Source organism: Pararhizobium sp. LjRoot255 (assembly GCF_964252905.1).
Taxonomy (GTDB): domain Bacteria; phylum Pseudomonadota; class Alphaproteobacteria; order Rhizobiales; family Rhizobiaceae; genus Pararhizobium.
This window is the reverse complement of sequence record NZ_CAXUPQ020000004.1, coordinates 1-17,812: the sequence shown is the minus strand read 5'-3', so window position 1 is coordinate 17,812 and position 17,812 is coordinate 1. Positions and strand designations below refer to the sequence as shown.

The window sequence follows — 17,812 nt, the reverse complement described above, 5'->3', positions numbered from 1 at the left end:
GCGCGACGGAGGGGTTGTTTGATGACAGACATCCGAGAGCCGACAAAACGCGCCTGCGGCCTTGCAGGGCCGAAACGCGCCAACTGCGGGGTTTAACCAGTAGAAAGAAGGGCTTTACGCCGTTTGAAGCCCGTTTCCGGGCCATTCCCCAGATCATGACCAACAGACAGAGAGCTCGCGACCGCCGTCGTTAGCGATGTTTTCAGGGTTCTCATCGATGATATCAAGCATTCTCCCGCCCACGGAAAGAACGACCGATAAGCCGGCATTATCGGTCGTAATCCGGTGGCGACGGGCGGTGCGGTTTTTGGATCAAAATCCGTCTAAAACGCACCATGCAAAATCAACCCAACCAGGGATCGACGATGATCGCGCCGGTCCCCTCGAAGTCTTTGACGTTGCGAGTGACCACCGTCAGCCCGTGAATGAGCGCCGTCGCAGCAATCAAGGCATCTACCTCATTGCGGCGATCGGGGATGTGCAGATGGGCGCAGTGTGTGGCGACGGCATCGTCGATGGATAAAATCCGGCCGGCAAATTCAGGCCGGACATAGCTGTCGAGCCAGGTCCGTAGCCGTCCGCCTTGGCGAGCATCGCGCCGCTGCACGCCAAGGATACCACGCTCCAGTTCCAGGATGGTGATCGCCGAGAGGAAGAAGGAGGCCGCATTTTCCCGACCGATCCAGGCGACGACATTGGCGTCGGCCCTGCCGTCACCGATCTTGCGCAGTTCCGAGATGACATTGGTGTCGAGCAGATAGGTCAAGACAAATCCACCGCGCGCGAAACAATCTCGACACGCTGGGGGGCGAAATCGATCTCCGAAAGCCCCGGCATGGACAGAGTTTCGATCAGGCTGCGGCGCTTGCCGGACAGACGATTGAAGTCGTCATAGGTCATCAGTACGTGCGAAGGCTTGCCACGGTCGGTGATGATCACAGGTCCATTTTGCGCCGCTTTCTTAGCGCTGCTGACATCATGATTGAGTTCACGGCTCGTGAGGGTGGACATGTCGAAACACTCCGATGTAGGTATGTACCTACATATAGCATAGATCGCCCCCGATACAAGGCTAGACGTCACAGGATGAGGACGCGCCTAGGGAATGGAGCGGCGCACCGCTCCATTCCAAGTCATACCGGTCGTTACGCGGCTTCCCAGACCTGGTTCAATATCTTGGCAGCCAAAGCTGCCTTGTCCTGCGGCAGAAAGCGGCCATAGTGTTGCTGCACCACATCCGGGGTGTCCTGGATGGCGTAGCTCGCCTGCTCATACGAGCCGGTCTGCTTGAGAATATGGGTTGCCAGGATGTCCCGGACGTTATGAGGGCCATGCGGCAGCAGGCCTTTGATGGCGCCACGGCCGGTATAGGGATTGTAGATCCCATACCGTTGAATCACGGTTCGCCAGCCCTCATAAAACTTGGTGGAGTCGTAGGCTGCGTCCAGACTGGTCGTCTTCACCGTCTTGACGAACAGCGTGCCGGGATCCTTTGCCAACCCAAGCAAGACACCGCGATGGCGGTCGATATAGGCGTCGAGATATTTATAGAGATCAAGCAGGTCCGGCAGGATGAGACGGAAGGGCTTTTGCCCGAAGAAGGATGAGCCTGAGTTCTTGAAGGCTGCCGACGGGATGAGCACTTCCCAGCCACCTTCCCGATCGCTCCAGCGCAGCTCACCGCATTTCATATCTTCCAGCCGTCGCTCGGAAGTCGGGAAATGGCCCCGCGGGCAGAGACGAAGCTGGCGAAGGTTCTTTTGGCGAAGTCCGAGATGCAGACCGAGGCGAAGCATCAAGAAGGAGCGGACGGCTTCGGCGGCCGGTCGCGGGTAGCGATCCTCATCCGGCATACGCTTCAGGATCTCATCGGTGATCTTGCGGTATTCCGCCAGCGGCTTGTCCGCCTCCAGAATGCACATGATCGGCTCGAACGGATCACGGTGCACCCGCATCACCCGCTGAACCTCCTTGGATCGATTGGCGGCGTGCCGATGAAATGCATCGCAGGCGCCATGCCAGTCGCGTGCAGCAAATTCGATTTCCTCGGTGGCGATCAGGCCGTCAATCGGCCTGACGTTCTTCAACAATTCGGGATGCTGTCGGATCCAGCCGACCTCCGAACGGGTGAGGGCCTGCGCGACCATCAACATGTCCTCTTCCCATTTGGTGTAAAAACCACGGCGTTGCTCGCGCCACTGCAGGTACCAGTCCCAGATGCCCGGAAAAATCAGCAGGCCAAAGGTCAGTAGGCTGAGCGGGACGCCACGCCCCTTGACGACGCCGGCAGGCGAGGCGGCAAGCGCCCCGAACATGAGGCCCAGATGTTCGATTTTCTGCGACGCGGTTTCCTCGCCCCAGACCCCGTTGCGCTGAAAGCCAATCGCCGTGAGCGTCGACGTCTTGAACCGGATCAAGTCGGCCATCTCCATGGCCAGCCGCAGGGGTGCGTCGACGACCCCGCACAGGAGATCAGGGTCTTGCAGGGGTTCCGCAACGCTATGGTTGGCGCTGACCGTCAGGGCGTGGGCTCGGGGTGATAGTGACCCACCACCATAAGTGACGCCTGGAAACCGGATGGCATATCGCTGTTTGACCGCCGCAGCTTGGTAGCGCCGATAGTCAGTCGCGCCGGAAATAATGACCCGGCGCACCCAGTCCAGGATTTCCTCACGCTTGGTGAACGGCAGGCTGGCGAAATCGTCCGGAAGATGTACCGCAATCCGTCGCCGCTCGGCTGGGCTGATATCTCCAAGGTCGTGACCATAAAGAGCGCGCGCTTGATGGGGTAGCTTCGCTTTGAAATATCCCGCCGGCAATCGGTATCGCTGCTCGATGCGCGCCAGTATCCCGAAGCTAGCAACGGATCGTGGCACCCGCTCGCCCTGGATCCAGGACAACAGAGTTTTGTCGTCGAATGTCTCGCCCAGGCGAATGACAGCGCGATAGAGCTGCCAGTAGCTCTCGCCGAACCGACGCATATGATAAACGAGGGCATCTTGAAAAGCGGCGGGATCTTGGCTTGCTTCGAACAATGGATCCGGAAACGGTTGGATTGGCTTCGGTTGAGACTCTCTCGGCACTGAGGCAGATTGAGGACGAGTATCGTTATTGCCAGTCTGCAGTGGCTGTCGGATAGAGGGCGCAGGGGTTGTTGGCTTTTGCTGCCGGGCCGCGCTTGATCGCGCCTTCCGCTCCGCTGGCCGAACGTCCTCCGCCGCTGGCGGCGAGCCAAGCCAGCGGATGATTGCGTCCAGTCCAAGGCGAAGCTGCTTCTTCAACTCCGCCGTCAGTTCTTGTCCCAGTCCGCAGGTGTGGGCGATTGTCGTCCAGTCTATGCGACCGTTCAGCAGAGGTGGCGCCTTGCGACAGACGATGAGGCTGATCAGGAAAGACCTGACATTCTCCAGTAATGGCTTCGATACGATCGGCGCGATCCGCACTCCGCAAAAGTCCGAGATTTTTCGCTGAAAATGATGTGATGAAAGATCGTGTTTTGGCATTCTCTTACCCTATTGCTATCGGCACCAGTGCCGAGGGCGAGGGGGAATAGGAGCCGGCGTTTAAAAAAGAATGTATCGGGCCGCATCGCGTCAAGGTTACCTGTGGATAATACCATTCATGACAAAATTAAGAATATTTTTGCTTATCGAAAACAATGTTCGTTTTGATAAAATATAGATACAGACATAATTCGAATTAGTTGACCGTAGATTCGCTACTATTCTATGGATTACCATCGATAAGCGTTGGTTATCGATGGTTCTACACTCAACGCACAGAACCATGCAGTGACGGACACAAACTATTCACTGGTGTCCGTTTAGCAAATCATTTACCATAATTTCAATGTCTTACGATCTTGCCAAATTGCCCATCCAGACCCTCCACGGATTTCCGACGCGGGATCGGCGTTTGACCCGTCTCGATGAGCGCATCGCCCGCTCGCCGGTCGGCGAGGGCTTCGGCGAACGCTCGCATTTTTCCGACGCCTGCGCTTCGCTGTGGATCGACGGCGAACTCGTGCATCTCGAAGACCTGGTGCTGCATGACGCCGGCGCCGACATCCGTGCGCCGACCCATGAGCTGACCATCGCCCGGGACGTGCTCAGGACGCGACGACGCATTGCGGCGCAACCGCCCGGTTGGGCGCTCAGCCCCGACGGTCTGCGCAGCCTGCGCGGGCACGACTTCGTCGCCGGCCCACCTGCAGTAACTTCGGGTACGAATAGCAAAGGGGCGGCCAGCACGGAGTCGGATGTCGATTCAGCCGAAGGAGCGGAGGGAGACGATAACGATCTCGGTGAGAGCTTCCCCGATGTCGACTATGCCGCCATCGACGCCCTGCTTGCTCGTTCGGACGCTGCCATCGAAGAGGCAAAGAAGCCCGGCCGCGTCGGCGGCTGCGAAAAGGATCCGCTGGTCTATGATCTAGACTGGGATGAAGACGAGCGGTTTGAAGAGTGGCGGCGCGTCCTGCGGCAGACCGAAAACCAGCCGCCAGTGCTGCAGGCGGTGGTCGCCCTCGATGCCTGGAATGATTTATCCGTGCTGCAGCATGCGCCCTGGCTCGGCCGGCTGCTGTCCGCCTCACTCCTGCGCCAGGCCGGAATCACCACCGCGGCGCACCTCGTCGCGTTCAATCTCGGCCTCAAAACCATTGCCGTCGATCGGCGCCGCCACCCCGCCCGCGAAACCCGGCTGCTGGCCATTCTCGGTGGAATCATTGCCGCCGCAGAGCTCGGCCTCAAAGAACATGACCGTCTGCTGCTTGCGCGGAAAATGATGGAGCGCCGCCTGGTGGGGAAACGCACATCGTCAAAACTGCCAGAGCTGATCGAGTTGGTGCTCTCGCGGCCGCTGGTGTCGGCCGGTATGATTGCGAAGGAGCTTGCCGTCACGCCGCGGGCGGCGCTGCGGATCGTCGAGGAGTTGGGCTTGCGCGAGATGACGGGGAGGGGGAGGTTTCGGGCGTGGGGGATCCTTTGATAGCCCCGTTCCTCGCGAAAAATGCTTTCAGCGGCACGGCACTCGTCCCAAAAATGCCGGGTGAGTTGCCTTCCCGTAGTTTTGCGGTCCGGCCGGTTCCGCTACAACCTACTTCAGTTCTTTCGGAAGGTCTGCCCATTTCACTAGTTTGATGCCATATTCGGATACCCATTTTGGGGTAGTCTTCGGGGCTTTCCCTTGTGGATGCACGCCAACCACTTTCTTGCCCTGACGTAAGCTCTCTTGGACTTCCCACTTCACCCAATCGCTTTGACGCGTGCTTTCGGACACGTAAACTACGCACACCGATGACCGAGCGATACGTTCCCCTATCTTCTCCTTTATGTAGGCAGCGCGGTCGCTGTTATAGGGCTCTCTAACCGAGTGATCGTTGAACTCGATGTCGCTATTCTCATTCTTCGCATGGGCACGAAGAAGGTTTACCTCGTCCATGTCCTCGGTCGCGAAGCTTATGAACACATTTCTCTTGCCACCTTGCAGCGCCTGTTTTGCCTTTTCCTCAAGGCTACGTATGTCGCCGAGCCGGCTCCAGCTTCCACTGCTGCCTCCCCCCACTTCACGCCTCCCCCACTTTGAACTCGTTGCAGGCAATGCAATTGCCGCAAGGCTCTTCCTCGCCCATATGGCACGAGTAGGTGCCTTCAACACCCTTAATCTGTGCAAGTGCAATAACTTCATCCTTATGGAAAGCGGCCAAAGGCGCAAGGACCCTGATCTCTCGTCCCATGATTCGAGAAATCAAGCTTTCCGCTTCTCTCAGGAACCGGGATGTTTGGTCGGGAAATAATGCGGTCTCCTCATGCAAAAGGCCGATGGAGACGGCATCGGCTCCAACCTTGTATGCGTGCGCAGACGCAACCAACAGGAAGAGCATGTTTCGACCAGGGGTGAAGGCGTCCTCAATGACCCTTTGGCTTGGATCTGTTAGACCGGAGCGTATGAGCGCTCCAAAACCCGAAAGGTCCGCGACTTCGAGATTGTCGAGCCCGAGTTTCGCCATCGCCCGTTTGCAGGCGGCAAGCTCGCGCTCGAGCGCTCGCTGCCCGTAGTTGACGAACAGCGGGTGGAGGCGCAAGCCCTCTTCTTTGGCGAGATACGCAACCAGAGTGGAGTCGAGGCCTCCGGACACCAGAGTGACGACGCTCATGAGTACGCTACCTTACCGTTTCCGGCTTTAAACACCCGCATGACAATCCAGATCGCCCAGTCCATCAGGCCGACAGCCATCCCCAAATCATGGGCATAAGACTTCAAGACCGTCTCGCGGTTTGAATATCCCTTCAGGGTGGACAAGGCGCCGGGACGCTCCACGCGAGAGATGCCGAGTTCATTCATGTAGTCAATAACGTGCCGGTCGAGGACGGCTAAATCGTAGGTCATACCCGTATTCCGAAGGAACATGCTCGCCTGCTTGGGGCCTATGCCCGATGCGTTTGCCACAAACCAGCGACGCGCTTCTTCTGCGCACGAAAACCCGTCGAGCAGTGCTAAGAGGCCGTTTGCCGACGAGTGAACGGCGGCATGGGTCGCTGCTAGTTGCTGGGCCTTCGATTTCGGGAAGCGATAGTGGTGAACGCGGCAGTCAACCAGTAACGGAGATCGCAGAACTGATTCCAGCGCGTCTGCCGAGGCGCCTTGGCGACACAACACGGCTTGGCGCTCCAATGCCTCTGCTGCAGCGACGGCGACGGGATATCTAACCTGACTGCTCAAGACGCAGCATGAGAGCTCCTTCCACAGCAGCCTCTCGTCCGCATCGTCCACCGAAGATGTGACCCGACGGTGGATCTCGGGATAAATCGACACGACGGCGCGTTCCAGGCGAGTCGTGTTTATCATCGCGCGAAGATTCCCGGCAACTCTTCGGTGATCTGGTTGGTGGCGCCGTCCCCCATTATTTTAATCATAAATGCTTCCATTCGTTGTGTATGAGCATGGTCGTAAAGCTTCTGTGCGTACGATCGATAGTATTCGAGATTGTGGAACGCGACCTTGCCTGCATAACCAATATCCTTGTTTCCCAGCGCTTCTAGGGTGACCTTCGAATCGGAGAATTCGGTCTGGAAGGTAAAGAAATCAAAATGCTGATAATGGTTTAGCCGGTTATTGTGGTGGTCGAAAGCCATCCGACACCATTCTAGGCCATCGAAACTGTCGGCGCCAGCGGCGGCCAGGAGTGCAATGCTCCACGGGTTACCTGTCCCCAAAATGTGCAGGGCTTGGTAAAACGGAAGCTCGTTGAGTGCGCGTCTAATTTTTCGAACCGTGGCAGCCCTTTCGATCAAACCTCGCCCGAGCTCTCGCTCGGCCACCGCAACGATCGGTAGTCGCAACGCGCCAGCGACAGCTTTTACGACTTCAGGTAACTGTTGCGTGTCATAACCGGCTTCACGTCTATGGGTGTGCACGATCGGAAGAACTGTTGATCCGGTCGCTTGCGCGTCGCGATTGACCGCATCGACTACCTGCGTCACTGCTGTCGCGGGATCTCTCGATGGCCGCATGACATCGAAACAATAGGACCAATCATGTGGAACGCCATCGAGTGCCTCGTGAAAACGCTCAGGCCTCCACTTCCTGTCACCGCGCCGTGTTGCCTCGTAGTTTCCGGAATCGACAAGGACAATTCCGCCGGCACTGCGTATCTTTTCTAACTCGGATACCATTGTCGCGGGGCGGCGCTTGTTCCACAGGTCGTAAGCTGAGATCAGAATGGCAGGCGAGCCAAAAACCCGTAGCGCCTCGACGGCCTCCAGTGGGACTAGTTGGGTCTCGTGCGATGAGACAGACAGGAAAACGGCTGGCAGCGCGAGCGATGTATTGGGTATCAACGTGGGCCGCGTCGGCGGGACTCGGCGAGGTACGACGGACCCGATTTTGCGAAGTAGTTTCTGGAAATCAATATGCGCTTCGGTTTCGTCCCATTCTCCTAAGCTCACGCGACTGAGTCCGCCGTAAGGGTAAGGGAGCTTGGCGTTGTCGAGCATTATGGGAAGTATTTTAACACCCGCCTCTTTTGCGAGCCGCATCTCGTCGACGACTGTCTCCTTCTCCACCGCGCTGGCCGAAAGGATCGCCACGACGCACTTTGTCCCAGCCATCTCCTGTTGGATAACCTTCGCAAAGTCGCCGACCATCTCGTCGTCCCACCAAACATTCCAGTGTTTCTTGAGAAGCTCGACAATGTTGGTAGTGATTGCGTTGTCCTCGCTCGAATGGACAACATAGACGTCTGACATGTAGCGAATCCCCTCCCGAAGGACAGCCGAACCTATTGAGCATAATCGAATTTGCAACTGGTACGTCCCTCATTGCTCAACTTAAGGGCGTTTCATACAGATTTGGTAAACTGCGGACGCAAAATCATCGGAGACGCAAGCGCGACCGATATCGGCTGGCAACGGTCGATGCTCCTCGTCGAGGATCACAATCCCGCCAAGCGAGGCATTTAGCGCACTTAGACACTCATCAGAGAAACCGTCCGCAATTACGAGACCGACAGTGCTATTGCGGCTCCCGTCGCTAGGCAGGGTTGCCGCTGCGATCGATGCGTCCACCCCGAGCTTCCTTACGCAGTAGAGTGCCTCTTGTAACGTGTATCGGCGGCCCAGCGTATCGGCGGGGCTGTAAATCTCCACCGCCAAAGGTGGGCTGCCTTGGACAGGTTCGCGACGTTTAAGTTCGGCCGCGTCAATAGGGGAAACGGGATCTTCGCAGTAACTGGCGACGGCGCGGGACGCTAAATCAGCTGCCTCTGCTGGATTTCGTCGCTCCTCTGCCCAGTAGTGCGCGAACACGCCCGAAAATATATCTCCGGTTCCGATCTTGAACACCCGAGACGATTGGTAAATGGGAACCTGAACCGGAGCGTCGGTGTTGGCGTAGACTAGGGCGCCAAAGATGCCGCGCTTGACGACAAGGACATTCGCGGCGCCGGACCTCATGACGTCACGGGCGCCGGTATTGAGGTCATCCGACCTCGAGTAGGCCTTGAGCTCCTGCTCATTCATCACGAGGGCGAGCTCTTCGGCAGCCGACCCGTTCTCGGAGAAAGCCTCCGGATCGCCGGGCGACTGCGGATCGTAGACAACCCTGGAGCCGGTCACTCTAGCTGACCCTTCGAGGAACCCGAAGCGGAGTATACTCTCAGCTTGTACGATTAGAGGGCTTTCGCACCGAATCCCTCCCAAGGGTGGTTCTATGAATGGGTTCGATAGTGGATGGAAGTACGCAAACGCGATGTCGTGCGACCTTGGATGGCATTGCAACGTTACCCTGAGAGATTCTAACCGGCGGGTAATCTCGCTCGATGGCTCACGGTAGTATCCGTGCAGGCTGACGGCAGGGGCCAGGCGACTTACAGCCACCGCCGCGCGTAAGCCCGATCCCCAAACGCCGTCCCAGTACGGAGTCTCGCAAATTTCTCGATATATACCCCCAGCAATATGCAACACTGCGCCCCTTTCAGAGAAGGTTAAATGAAGCACGGTTCACGTGCCGAAGGCTAGAGGGTGTGGTCGTCGTCGACCGCCCGGCCAATTGCTGCCTACACGCGAGCGAGATCCATCATTCCGATGAAGCCTGCATTCGCACAAAACCGGCTGCCAAATTTTGTGGTTTTATCCCTGCGGCCGCTTGTTTATCGCGCTCACCGGTACCGATAGAGAAATCGTTGTGCAAACTGGGTGGCGAATGGTCGATGCGCCTTGTGGTTGCGCCGCCTCACGAGTAGCTATCACTAAACCGCTGCGGAGGCGCTCAATGCCATACTTGCACAACTATCGACTTTTCGTCAGCCATGCTTGGCGGTACAGCGAAGGGTATGATCGGGCCATTCGCTTCTTGAATGACACCAACCATTTCATCTGGACCAACTATTCTGTTCCAGAAGCCAGAGCATTCGAGGGCCTTACGCGGGCTCAATTGCAGGAGCAGCTACGCAACCAGATCAGACCAGTCCAATGCGTCGTCATACTCGCTGGCATGTATGTCACCCACAGCGATTGGATTCAGTTCGAGGTCGATTTTGCAAAGCAACTCGGAAAGCCAATTCTGGGAATCGTGCCGTTCAGATCCCAGCGAATTCCGATAGCGGTTTCGCAGGCAGCAAATATGATGGTCAATTGGAACTCAGCCTCCATCGTCGCGGGGATCAGGGCAATCACACCATGAAAACCAAGCAATTCGAATATCCGGCCCTCTACGATACTGCCAACGACATGTCGGCAGGTTCGCAAGCCCTGTATTTTCGGCTCGTAAGAGCCGAGTATCTGCTACTGTTCGTGGCAGCGATCCTTTCGATGAACTTCTATTCGACGCCGGTGTACTTCATCACTCCTGTGCTGGTGCTAGTAGCTGCTCTAGGCGTCCTAATTTACAGAAATCAACAGAAGCCGGAGCAGGATTGGTACCGCGGTCGGGCGCTCGCAGAATCGATCAAGACGTCCTGTTGGAAATATTGCATGGGGGCCGAGCCTTTCGGCAACGGCGACAGCCCTCGGGTGACCCGGGCAGAATTCCGCTCCTACCTCGCCGAGATTCTGCAGGCGAACCGGCATATCGGAGAGCGTATGCCCCCCGACAAAGCAGCGCACGACCAGATCACGGAATCGATGGAGGAAGTGCGGGCCTTGCCCTTGGAAGAGCGGATCAAGTACTACGACACTCTGCGAATTCGCGAGCAGCGTACCTGGTATGCAAACAAAGCGGGCCTTAACAAGAAAGCAAGCAGGTCCTGGGTGATCACAAGTGTCATTGCGTACGCGTGCGCCATCGTCATGAGCTTGGTGCGCATCGCACTTCCTGGGTTCGCGTTCTGGCCTATCGAACCGGTCATCGTTATAGCATCCTCCATCCTTGGATGGATGCAGATCAAGAAATTCAACGAGCTTGCCTCAAGTTACACACTAACGGCGCACGAAATCGGCATCATCCAGGGACGGGTCTTGGAGATGAAGGCCGAGGACGAATTCTCGAAATTCGTGGCGGATGCCGAGCAGGCCTTCTCAAGAGAGCATACGCAATGGGTGGCTCGCCAGCAGCAGGCTTAGTGCTATTGCCACGCTGTCGAGCCTACTGCGGCAAGCATTAGCGCCTTTACTGGCAAGACGCCGCCTCAGGTCTGTTGAAAGCGCGGACGTTGCAGTGACGTGCTTCACGAACAAACGCATTATCGCATGAGAAAATTGGGGGCCGGTTGATGACAAATACCAATGCGAAACCAGACGAACGACCAGTGTGCTTCGTGGTTATGGGGTTTGGAAAGAAGACAGACTATGAATCGGGCCGGACGCTCGATCTGGACTCTACATTTGACGCCATCATACAGCCTGCAGCCGAAGCCGCAGGTCTAAGGCCGATACGAGCGATAGACATCAACGCGAGTGGCGTGATTGACGTCGCTATGTACGATTTGCTCCTACGAGCGGACGTCGTCGTGGCTGACATCTCGACGGGAAATGTCAATGCCGTATACGAACTGGGAGTGAGGCACGCCCTCCGGCCGAATACGACGGTCATCATGAAGGAAAAGGACGGGAAACTTCATTTCGATCTAAACCATATCAATACGTTCATGTACGAGCATCTGGGGCCTGATATTGGTCACAAGGAAGCCAAACGCGCGAGCGTCGAGCTCGGCAACCTTATAAAGAAGGCATTGGCGTCGACCGTTCCGGATAGCCCGGTTTACACGTATCTGCCGAAGTTGCAGCGACCTCTCCTATCGGATGAACAGTATGCCGAGGTGTTGAACGAGGCAGAGGAGGCCCACCAGGTCTTAAGTGCGGTCCTGCAACGGGGTAGAGATGCTTTTGACGCCAGCGACATGGTGGCAGCTACCGAAGCGTTCGAGAAGGCATCAGAGTTAAAGCCCGAGGAACCGTCCTTTAGGCAGCAGTTCGCTCTGGCGGTTTATAAATCCCAAACGCCATCCCCAGAAATCGCACTGCTACGAGCGTTGAAAATTATTGATGTCCTCAAGCCCGACGATTCCAACGACCCGGAAACACTTGGGATAACTGGAGCCATTCATAAAAACCTTTGGCTCCTAAAGAGGGAGCGCGTTCATCTCGACTTCGCTCTTAGATACTACAGTCGCGGTTTCGAGATCAGGCGCGACTATTATAATGGCGAAAATCTCGCCAGCTGCTTCGATATGCGCTCAATGGAGCAAGAAGATCCGGCGGAGCGGCAGTTCGACAAGATGAGCGCCCGCAAGACGCGGATGGCCCTGGTTGGCATCTTGCAATCTATCGTGTCTGAGCCGTCGTTCACCGAGCGCTCCGACCAAGCTTGGGTCTATGCGACCTTGGCGAATACAATGTATGGCTTAGGCCGTGCTGCCGAGGGAGCTTTATATGAAGATGAGTTTAGGAAACTAAACCCGCCCGATTGGCATATTGCGACTTTCGATAAGACCAAGGTCACCCTTAGTGCCTTGGTAGAGGGCAACGATAGGGAACCAGAGACGGCGTGAGACGGCAATGCCGCTCGATCGCGCTGGGTTATCGCTAGGTAACTCGCTGGGCTTGGTGATGAACAACGGACCGACGGGTGTTGGCGTTGCGCATATGCGGGCGGTCAAGATACTCCAGGAACTGAATCTGAGCTTGAGTAACGACCGCGTAAATGAAGGATGGCGCGGCCGCCTTCTGCCTAACAAACTGCAGCTGGCTCACTTCTTCATGACCTTGTTCCAATCGATTAGGTGGCCGGCGGCCTCCAACTCGCGGGCCAGCGCCGACTTCCAGCCACCGCTGTCGTCCATCGACTCCCAGACCACCCCTGCAAAGTCGCTAGGTATCTCTACTTGGCCCCGCATCAGAGCGCAGACGTTTTCACGCCCCAGGTGGGCCATGAAGTAACCTAGCTCGAGCAGGACATTTTGGCGCGCGCGGGGCTCAGGTGTCCCACCCTTCTTGCAGCCTTCATCATCTGGCGTTAGAAGGATGACCGCAAAACTCACATCGTGGTTCGCCTCGATCTTCTCGATTATTGTGCGGCTGCGATTCGCCTGCTCGTGCAGAATTATGGGCTCAAAACCGATCCTCTCCAGATAGCGGGCGACGGTTTCCCTGGCTTCGCCGTCGTGGCCGTGAACCACAAAGATCCGATTGGTAAGAGGGTGCATAAGCTTTGGCACAGTATGTCCTTGGCTTAAAACATACGATTTGTAGTCGCGATTGAACGGCACGATGACCTGGCGGGTCACCGCGCTGACGTTCTTCATGATATTGCTGCTCGCGTAGAAGAAGGTGTGCCCGAAATCTGCCATCTCATCTGGCTTCTCCGCAAAGCGCCAAATGAGTAGGAGGGTCAGCCCGAGGATCTTCTCGTGATCCTCAGGCCATGCCAGTACATCACTGCCAACCATTCCCCCACCAGTCTCCTGACTGGCTAGGAAGGCATCCAGGTCCAGCTCATTCGTCAGCTCGGCATTGACGTCTTCGAGATCGGGACTGCGCAACAAGCGGGCTAGCGTTTTCAACGGCCGATCATAGCTTTGCAGCTGGGCATTTTGCAGATCCAACACCGCATTATTGACCTCTGTGAACAGGTCGGCGAAGTTAGGCATCCGGCGTCTCACCTGCTCCACGAGCTTCGGCCGCCTTATCCAGAATGCCCTGGCGGTAGGTGTCCTTAAGGCCTTCGATGATGGAGGCCGCCATAGAATTGGAAGAGTAGCTTCCGACTTTCTGATCAATAAGCGCGTGGACGTTGCTGATCGCGCTTTCGATGCTGGCGGGATCGTTCGGATCGAAATTGACGGTTCCGATTTCGCCGTCCAGCTGCCCGATGACACGTTGAAGCTGGTCGAGCTCCTTGGTCAGTCTATCCAACCCGGTAATCTTGATCACACGCTCCTCCTATATTTGATAAAGAACATTATCATCGATATGCAGGTAATCCAGTTCCTTGTTCAACGGTAGCGTTTGACGCCTCACTCCACGCAACTTACGCTGCGGAGCAAGGGAGAAAAAATGCGCTTAGCGTTTATCGAGGTAAATAATTTCCGGGGGATCAAGCGCCTGCGATGGGCACCCGAAGCGGGCCTCAACTGCCTGATCGGCCCTGGCGATTCGTGCAAGACCACGATCTTGGACGCGGTAGAGCTGGTTTTATCCCCGCGCCATACGATCGGCTTCGATGATCTGGACTTTTTCGACGGCGATCACACCGCACCGGCGGTGATCACGGTTACCCTTATAGACCTGCCGGCCGAGTTCATCACGGACGCAGCCTATGGTCACTACCTCCGTGGTTTCGTCACGGCAACGAAAACGGTTGTCGATGAGATCCCCCTTCCGGAAGAAGGCGTTCCGGCATTATCGTTGCGCCTTAGTGTAGATCAGTCCTTGGAGGGTTGTTGGGGCATCTACAACGATCGCGTTGCCGCCGGCGATCAGAAGGAGCGCTCGCTATCGTATACGCACCGGTTGGAAGCAGCTCCCGTCCGGCTTGGCAGCTATGCGGCACGAGACCTGAGTTGGGGGCGGAATTCGGTCCTCACGCGTATGAGTGAGCGTGCGTCGGGAACCACCGATATCCTCGCGCGGGCCGGCAGGCTCGCCCGGTCCCATTTCAGGAAAGAAGCAGCCGAGCTTTTCAAGGATAGTCTTAACAACATCGCGAAGGCGGCCGGCATGGTGGGGATGTCGTTGCCGCAGGAGCTTTCGGTCGGCCTCGATGTCGAAAATCTCTCCATTACCAAGGGCAGCATTGCGGCCCATAACGGAGAGGTGCCGTTGCGGGTGATGGGCATGGGCTCGTCGCGCCTCCTCGTTGCGGCCCTTCAAGACCATGCGAAGGCCTCGTCTTGCCTTACCATCATTGACGAGGTCGAACACGGGCTGGAACCCTATCGTATAGTCCGCTTGCTGAAGCATCTGAAGTCGGAGCAGCGGCAAAGCCCGCAGGTTTTCGTAACGACACACTCTCCGGTAGCCCTAAGGGAACTGAAGGTCGATGATCTTCACGTCGTCCGGCGTTCGGTGGATGGAACCGTGCACGTCCGCGCGGCCAAGAAAAGACATACAAGCGTGGATCCACAGGCCCCGCTTCGGTCTATGCCGGAGGCCTATCTTGCGCCAGCTGTCCTCATTGGCGAGGGCAAGACGGAAGTCGGGTTGCTTCGCGGCTTAGAGGATTTCTGGGTCGACGCTGGCGAGGCGAGCTTCGCCTCTAAGGGCATAGCGGTGGCCGACGGCGGCGGCATCGATCGTGCGCCCGCCCTTGCGGTTCACTTCTATAAGCTCGGCTACCGGGTCGGCCTTCTCCTCGATTCCGATAGGGAACCGGCCGACGCCGAAGTCCTCCGGAAACTCGAAGAGCGAGGCGTTCCCGTTTTCCGGTGGCAGAAGGACTATACTACTGAAGACATGCTTTTCCGGCAGCTCTCTGCCGAAGCTGTTCGCAAATTGCTTGACTACACGCTCACCATCGTCGAGCCGGATGCGGTGCTTTCTGCCGCCAATAAACCACGCGATGCCGGCGATCGAATCGCGTCGATCGACGAGTTGCGCGCCCGCCTCGCCGAACCCGAAATAGCGGAAGCCCTGTTAGAGCGGTCGAAGGGTAAAAAGGGTAAGGATGGTGAGCTACACCATGCGTGGTACAAGGACATCGATAAGGCGGACCACATCGGACGGCTAATCTTAGGCCCCCATCTTGGTGAGTGCCAAGAGCGCCTGCGAGAGGTTGTCGCCAGCATCAGGACGTGGGTCGATGCTGGCACCTGAACTCGTCGCGGCCGCGGTCCGCGGCCGGATCAACGGCTCTGTTGTCGCGCCGGCAGGCTATGGCAAGACCGAAACTATAGCGGACCTGGTCGCGGACACCGCAGGCCGCTGCCTCTTGCTGACACATACCCTAGCAGGCGTCGACGCACTCAAAAAGCGCTTGAAGGAAAAGGGTGTAAGGCTGGACCGCTACCAGCTCGATACAATTGCAGCCTGGTCCCTGCGCTACGCGTCTTCTTTCCCGAGAACGGCCGGCTTCGTTCAGTGCCAGACGCCGCGGAGCCAGCAGTGGGAGACGGTGTACCGGTCCGCGGCGCAACTTTTAAGCACCCGCACCCTCGATGATGTGATCCGCGCGTCCTATACTCTCGTCCTTGCCGATGAATATCAGGACTGCACCCTCAGCCAGCACGAGATCCTGAAGGCGGTTTCCCGCATTACGCCGACCGTCGTGTTCGGAGATCCCCTTCAGGGCATTTTCGACTTCGGCGGCGAAAACTTCGTCGACTGGGAACGGGACGTTCTTCCAGCGTTCCCGCACATCTACGAACTGGAAATTCCTTGGCGGTGGCGTAACAAGGGGAACGAGGCTCTGGCAAGGTGGCTCGCCTCTACGCGGGAACGGTTGCAGGCAGGACGGAGCGTGGACTTGCGGAACGCTCCCGCCTGCGTCCATGTGCATCACGTGGAGCGGCCGGAGCTCGAGCGCGTCTTGGAGATGAAGGCCTGCAACGGCGTGCGTCCCTCCGAGCGCAACCGCCTCGCGATCATCGGGGCGAAGGGAAGCGAAAACGTACGGGCCGGACTTGCCAAGCGCGTAAGGGCTCAAAATGTGGAAACGATCGAGTGCAAGGAACTACAGGCCATCTGCGCCAAGATCGAGGCAACCACCGGTGACGGCCGTCTTGAGGTCATGGTGCAGCTGCTTGAGAGGTGCATGCTCGGGGTAAACCCCACACCCTTCCTGCGCCGTGTTCGGCACATCCATGGTGGGGGCCGCATTACGAAACGAGTGACAACAGGAGAGGCCGCCGCCCTCGAAATTTTGAAGGATGACCGGCTAGAGCCGCTGGTAGGCCTTATCGATGCGTTCCGAAAAACTGGCCGGTCCTTCCGCGGCGAACTAGTCTTCGCGCTCCGCGAGAGTTTGCTCGCCCGATGTGCCACGGAGGAAATGTCGTTGCTGGACTGCGCGTGGCATGTGCAGGAACGGCGCCGGCACGCGGGCAGGCGTCACGGATATAAAATCGTGACCAGTACCCTTCTCGCCAAGGGGCTGGAGTTTGAAAACACCGTGGTTTTCCTCAAGCCCCCGATGAGGAAGGAAGATATCTACGTGGCATTGACGAGGGCATCACTTCGTATCGACATCGTTACCGCAGACCTCGATTTCGAACCTGCTCCTGCCGACCGTTAGCACGCTTGGTTACAATCGATCCGATAAACAGATACGGAAATAAATTCCGCATCTGTTTGCCGGTCATTTGGATGCATGTTGCTCGACTTGGCTGGTCTATGCGGTCTCCCAAACCTGATTCAGTACCTATGCCGCCAATGCCGCCTTGTCCTGAGGCAGGAAACGACCGTAGTGCTGCTGGACCTCATCTGCCGTGCCCTGGATGGCGTAGCTCGCCTGCGCGTACGATCCAGTCTGCTTGAGGATATGGGTCGCCGAAACATCCTTAAGTATGAGAGCGCCGTGCGGCAGCAAGCACTTGATGACGCCGCCACGGTATACGGATAGAGATAGTGCTTTTCGACGAGTTCGATGAAGAACAACTAGCCCCCGCCGCTTTGCTATGCCGATAACAGGTCCTACGGCACCCCTGCAAGCTTGCGATTGCAGCCGAGCAATCTCTTCGGCAGATGTTTTCTGGTACTCAAACTTAAGAATGCTTGGACGAAATTTAATGATTTCACCCGGTTCTGACGCTACAATATTTATTGATGCCTTGAGCCCCGTCGACGAAGGGCGTCCGGCCAAAGGATGCTGGGCTTGATCTAAGTCGTTGATCTGCCCGCGATACTGCGTGCGTATTAGGGTAGCGTCGGTTCGGATCCCA

16 protein-coding genes and 1 pseudogene are annotated in these 17,812 nt (G+C 57.1%); 6 read left to right on the top strand and 11 right to left on the bottom strand.

Translation table 11 applies throughout. The annotated features are described in order from the left end of the window. Positions 1-343: 343 nt before the first annotated feature. From ACSQ2W_RS26570 to ACSQ2W_RS26560, 3 genes are all read right to left on the bottom strand, one after another. Positions 344-766 (bottom strand): type II toxin-antitoxin system VapC family toxin, encoded by a 423-nt coding sequence (locus ACSQ2W_RS26570; RefSeq protein ID WP_436089159.1) that lies wholly within the window; start codon positions 764-766, stop codon positions 344-346. Continuing rightward, complete coding sequence (locus ACSQ2W_RS26565) at positions 763-1,011, bottom strand: type II toxin-antitoxin system Phd/YefM family antitoxin (protein WP_436089158.1); 249 nt, start codon at positions 1,009-1,011, stop codon at positions 763-765. The genes ACSQ2W_RS26570 and ACSQ2W_RS26565 overlap by 4 nt, the downstream gene beginning before the upstream one ends. Before the next feature lie 134 nt (positions 1,012-1,145). Further along, positions 1,146-3,503 (bottom strand): hypothetical protein, encoded by a 2,358-nt coding sequence (locus ACSQ2W_RS26560; protein WP_436089157.1) that lies wholly within the window; start codon positions 3,501-3,503, stop codon positions 1,146-1,148. Positions 3,504-3,840: 337 nt separating this feature from the next. Between ACSQ2W_RS26560 and ACSQ2W_RS26555 the strand changes: the two genes are divergently transcribed. Then, positions 3,841-4,989 carry an RHE_PE00001 family protein gene (locus ACSQ2W_RS26555; protein WP_436089210.1) on the top strand — a complete coding sequence of 383 codons (1,149 nt, stop codon included), beginning with the start codon at positions 3,841-3,843 and terminating at the stop codon, positions 4,987-4,989. Positions 4,990-5,097: 108 nt separating this feature from the next. Here ACSQ2W_RS26555 and ACSQ2W_RS26550 read toward each other — a convergent pair whose 3' ends face one another. The 5 genes from ACSQ2W_RS26550 to ACSQ2W_RS26530 all read right to left on the bottom strand — a co-directional run bounded on the left by ACSQ2W_RS26550 (position 5,098) and on the right by ACSQ2W_RS26530 (position 9,116). Next, positions 5,098-5,565, bottom strand: a complete 468-nt coding sequence (locus tag ACSQ2W_RS26550; RefSeq protein ID WP_436089156.1) for a TIR domain-containing protein — start codon at positions 5,563-5,565, stop codon at positions 5,098-5,100. A gap of 1 nt (position 5,566) precedes the next feature. Further along, entirely contained in the window at positions 5,567-6,157 is a 591-nt protein-coding gene (locus ACSQ2W_RS26545) for a 7-cyano-7-deazaguanine synthase (protein WP_436089155.1), read from the bottom strand. Continuing rightward, on the bottom strand, positions 6,154-6,849 hold the full coding sequence (locus ACSQ2W_RS26540) for an 8-oxoguanine DNA glycosylase (protein ID WP_436089154.1): 696 nt from the start codon (positions 6,847-6,849) through the stop codon (positions 6,154-6,156). Before ACSQ2W_RS26540 ends, ACSQ2W_RS26545 begins: the two co-directional genes overlap by 4 nt. Further along, the gene (locus ACSQ2W_RS26535) at positions 6,846-8,249 is read right to left on the bottom strand and encodes a toll/interleukin-1 receptor domain-containing protein (RefSeq protein WP_436089153.1); all 1,404 of its coding nucleotides are present in this window, start codon (positions 8,247-8,249) and stop codon (positions 6,846-6,848) included. Before ACSQ2W_RS26535 ends, ACSQ2W_RS26540 begins: the two co-directional genes overlap by 4 nt. Positions 8,250-8,330: 81 nt before the next feature. After that, positions 8,331-9,116 (bottom strand): hypothetical protein, encoded by a 786-nt coding sequence (locus tag ACSQ2W_RS26530; RefSeq protein WP_436089152.1) that lies wholly within the window; start codon positions 9,114-9,116, stop codon positions 8,331-8,333. Positions 9,117-9,771: 655 nt separating this feature from the next. On the opposite strand from ACSQ2W_RS26530, the gene ACSQ2W_RS26525 reads away from it, so the two are divergent. From ACSQ2W_RS26525 to ACSQ2W_RS26515, 3 genes are all read left to right on the top strand, one after another. Further along, complete coding sequence (locus ACSQ2W_RS26525) at positions 9,772-10,182, top strand: TIR domain-containing protein (RefSeq protein ID WP_436089151.1); 411 nt, start codon at positions 9,772-9,774, stop codon at positions 10,180-10,182. Next, complete coding sequence (locus tag ACSQ2W_RS26520; RefSeq protein WP_436089150.1) at positions 10,179-11,060, top strand: DUF4231 domain-containing protein; 882 nt, start codon at positions 10,179-10,181, stop codon at positions 11,058-11,060. Before ACSQ2W_RS26525 ends, ACSQ2W_RS26520 begins: the two co-directional genes overlap by 4 nt. 149 nt (positions 11,061-11,209) lie before the next feature. Next, positions 11,210-12,487 carry a TRAFs-binding domain-containing protein gene (locus ACSQ2W_RS26515; RefSeq protein ID WP_436089149.1) on the top strand — a complete coding sequence of 426 codons (1,278 nt, stop codon included), beginning with the start codon at positions 11,210-11,212 and terminating at the stop codon, positions 12,485-12,487. Positions 12,488-12,685: 198 nt separating this feature from the next. Here ACSQ2W_RS26515 and ACSQ2W_RS26510 read toward each other — a convergent pair whose 3' ends face one another. After that, positions 12,686-13,585, bottom strand: a complete 900-nt coding sequence (locus ACSQ2W_RS26510) for a TIR domain-containing protein (protein WP_436089148.1) — start codon at positions 13,583-13,585, stop codon at positions 12,686-12,688. Further along, a complete protein-coding gene (locus tag ACSQ2W_RS26505; protein WP_436089147.1) occupies positions 13,578-13,868 on the bottom strand; it encodes a hypothetical protein in 291 nt (96 codons plus the stop codon). Before ACSQ2W_RS26505 ends, ACSQ2W_RS26510 begins: the two co-directional genes overlap by 8 nt. Before the next feature lie 75 nt (positions 13,869-13,943). Between ACSQ2W_RS26505 and ACSQ2W_RS26500 the strand changes: the two genes are divergently transcribed. Together ACSQ2W_RS26500 and ACSQ2W_RS26495 are read left to right on the top strand one after the other, a co-directional pair. Further along, positions 13,944-15,749, top strand: coding sequence for an ATP-dependent nuclease (locus tag ACSQ2W_RS26500; RefSeq protein WP_436089146.1), 1,806 nt, complete (start codon positions 13,944-13,946; stop codon positions 15,747-15,749). After that, entirely contained in the window at positions 15,736-17,166 is a 1,431-nt protein-coding gene (locus ACSQ2W_RS26495) for a UvrD-helicase domain-containing protein (protein WP_436089145.1), read from the top strand. Before ACSQ2W_RS26500 ends, ACSQ2W_RS26495 begins: the two co-directional genes overlap by 14 nt. 126 nt (positions 17,167-17,292) lie before the next feature. On the opposite strand, the pseudogene ACSQ2W_RS26490 reads toward ACSQ2W_RS26495, so the two are convergent. Further along, positions 17,293-17,812, bottom strand: a pseudogene (locus ACSQ2W_RS26490) (hypothetical protein); the annotation flags it as partial.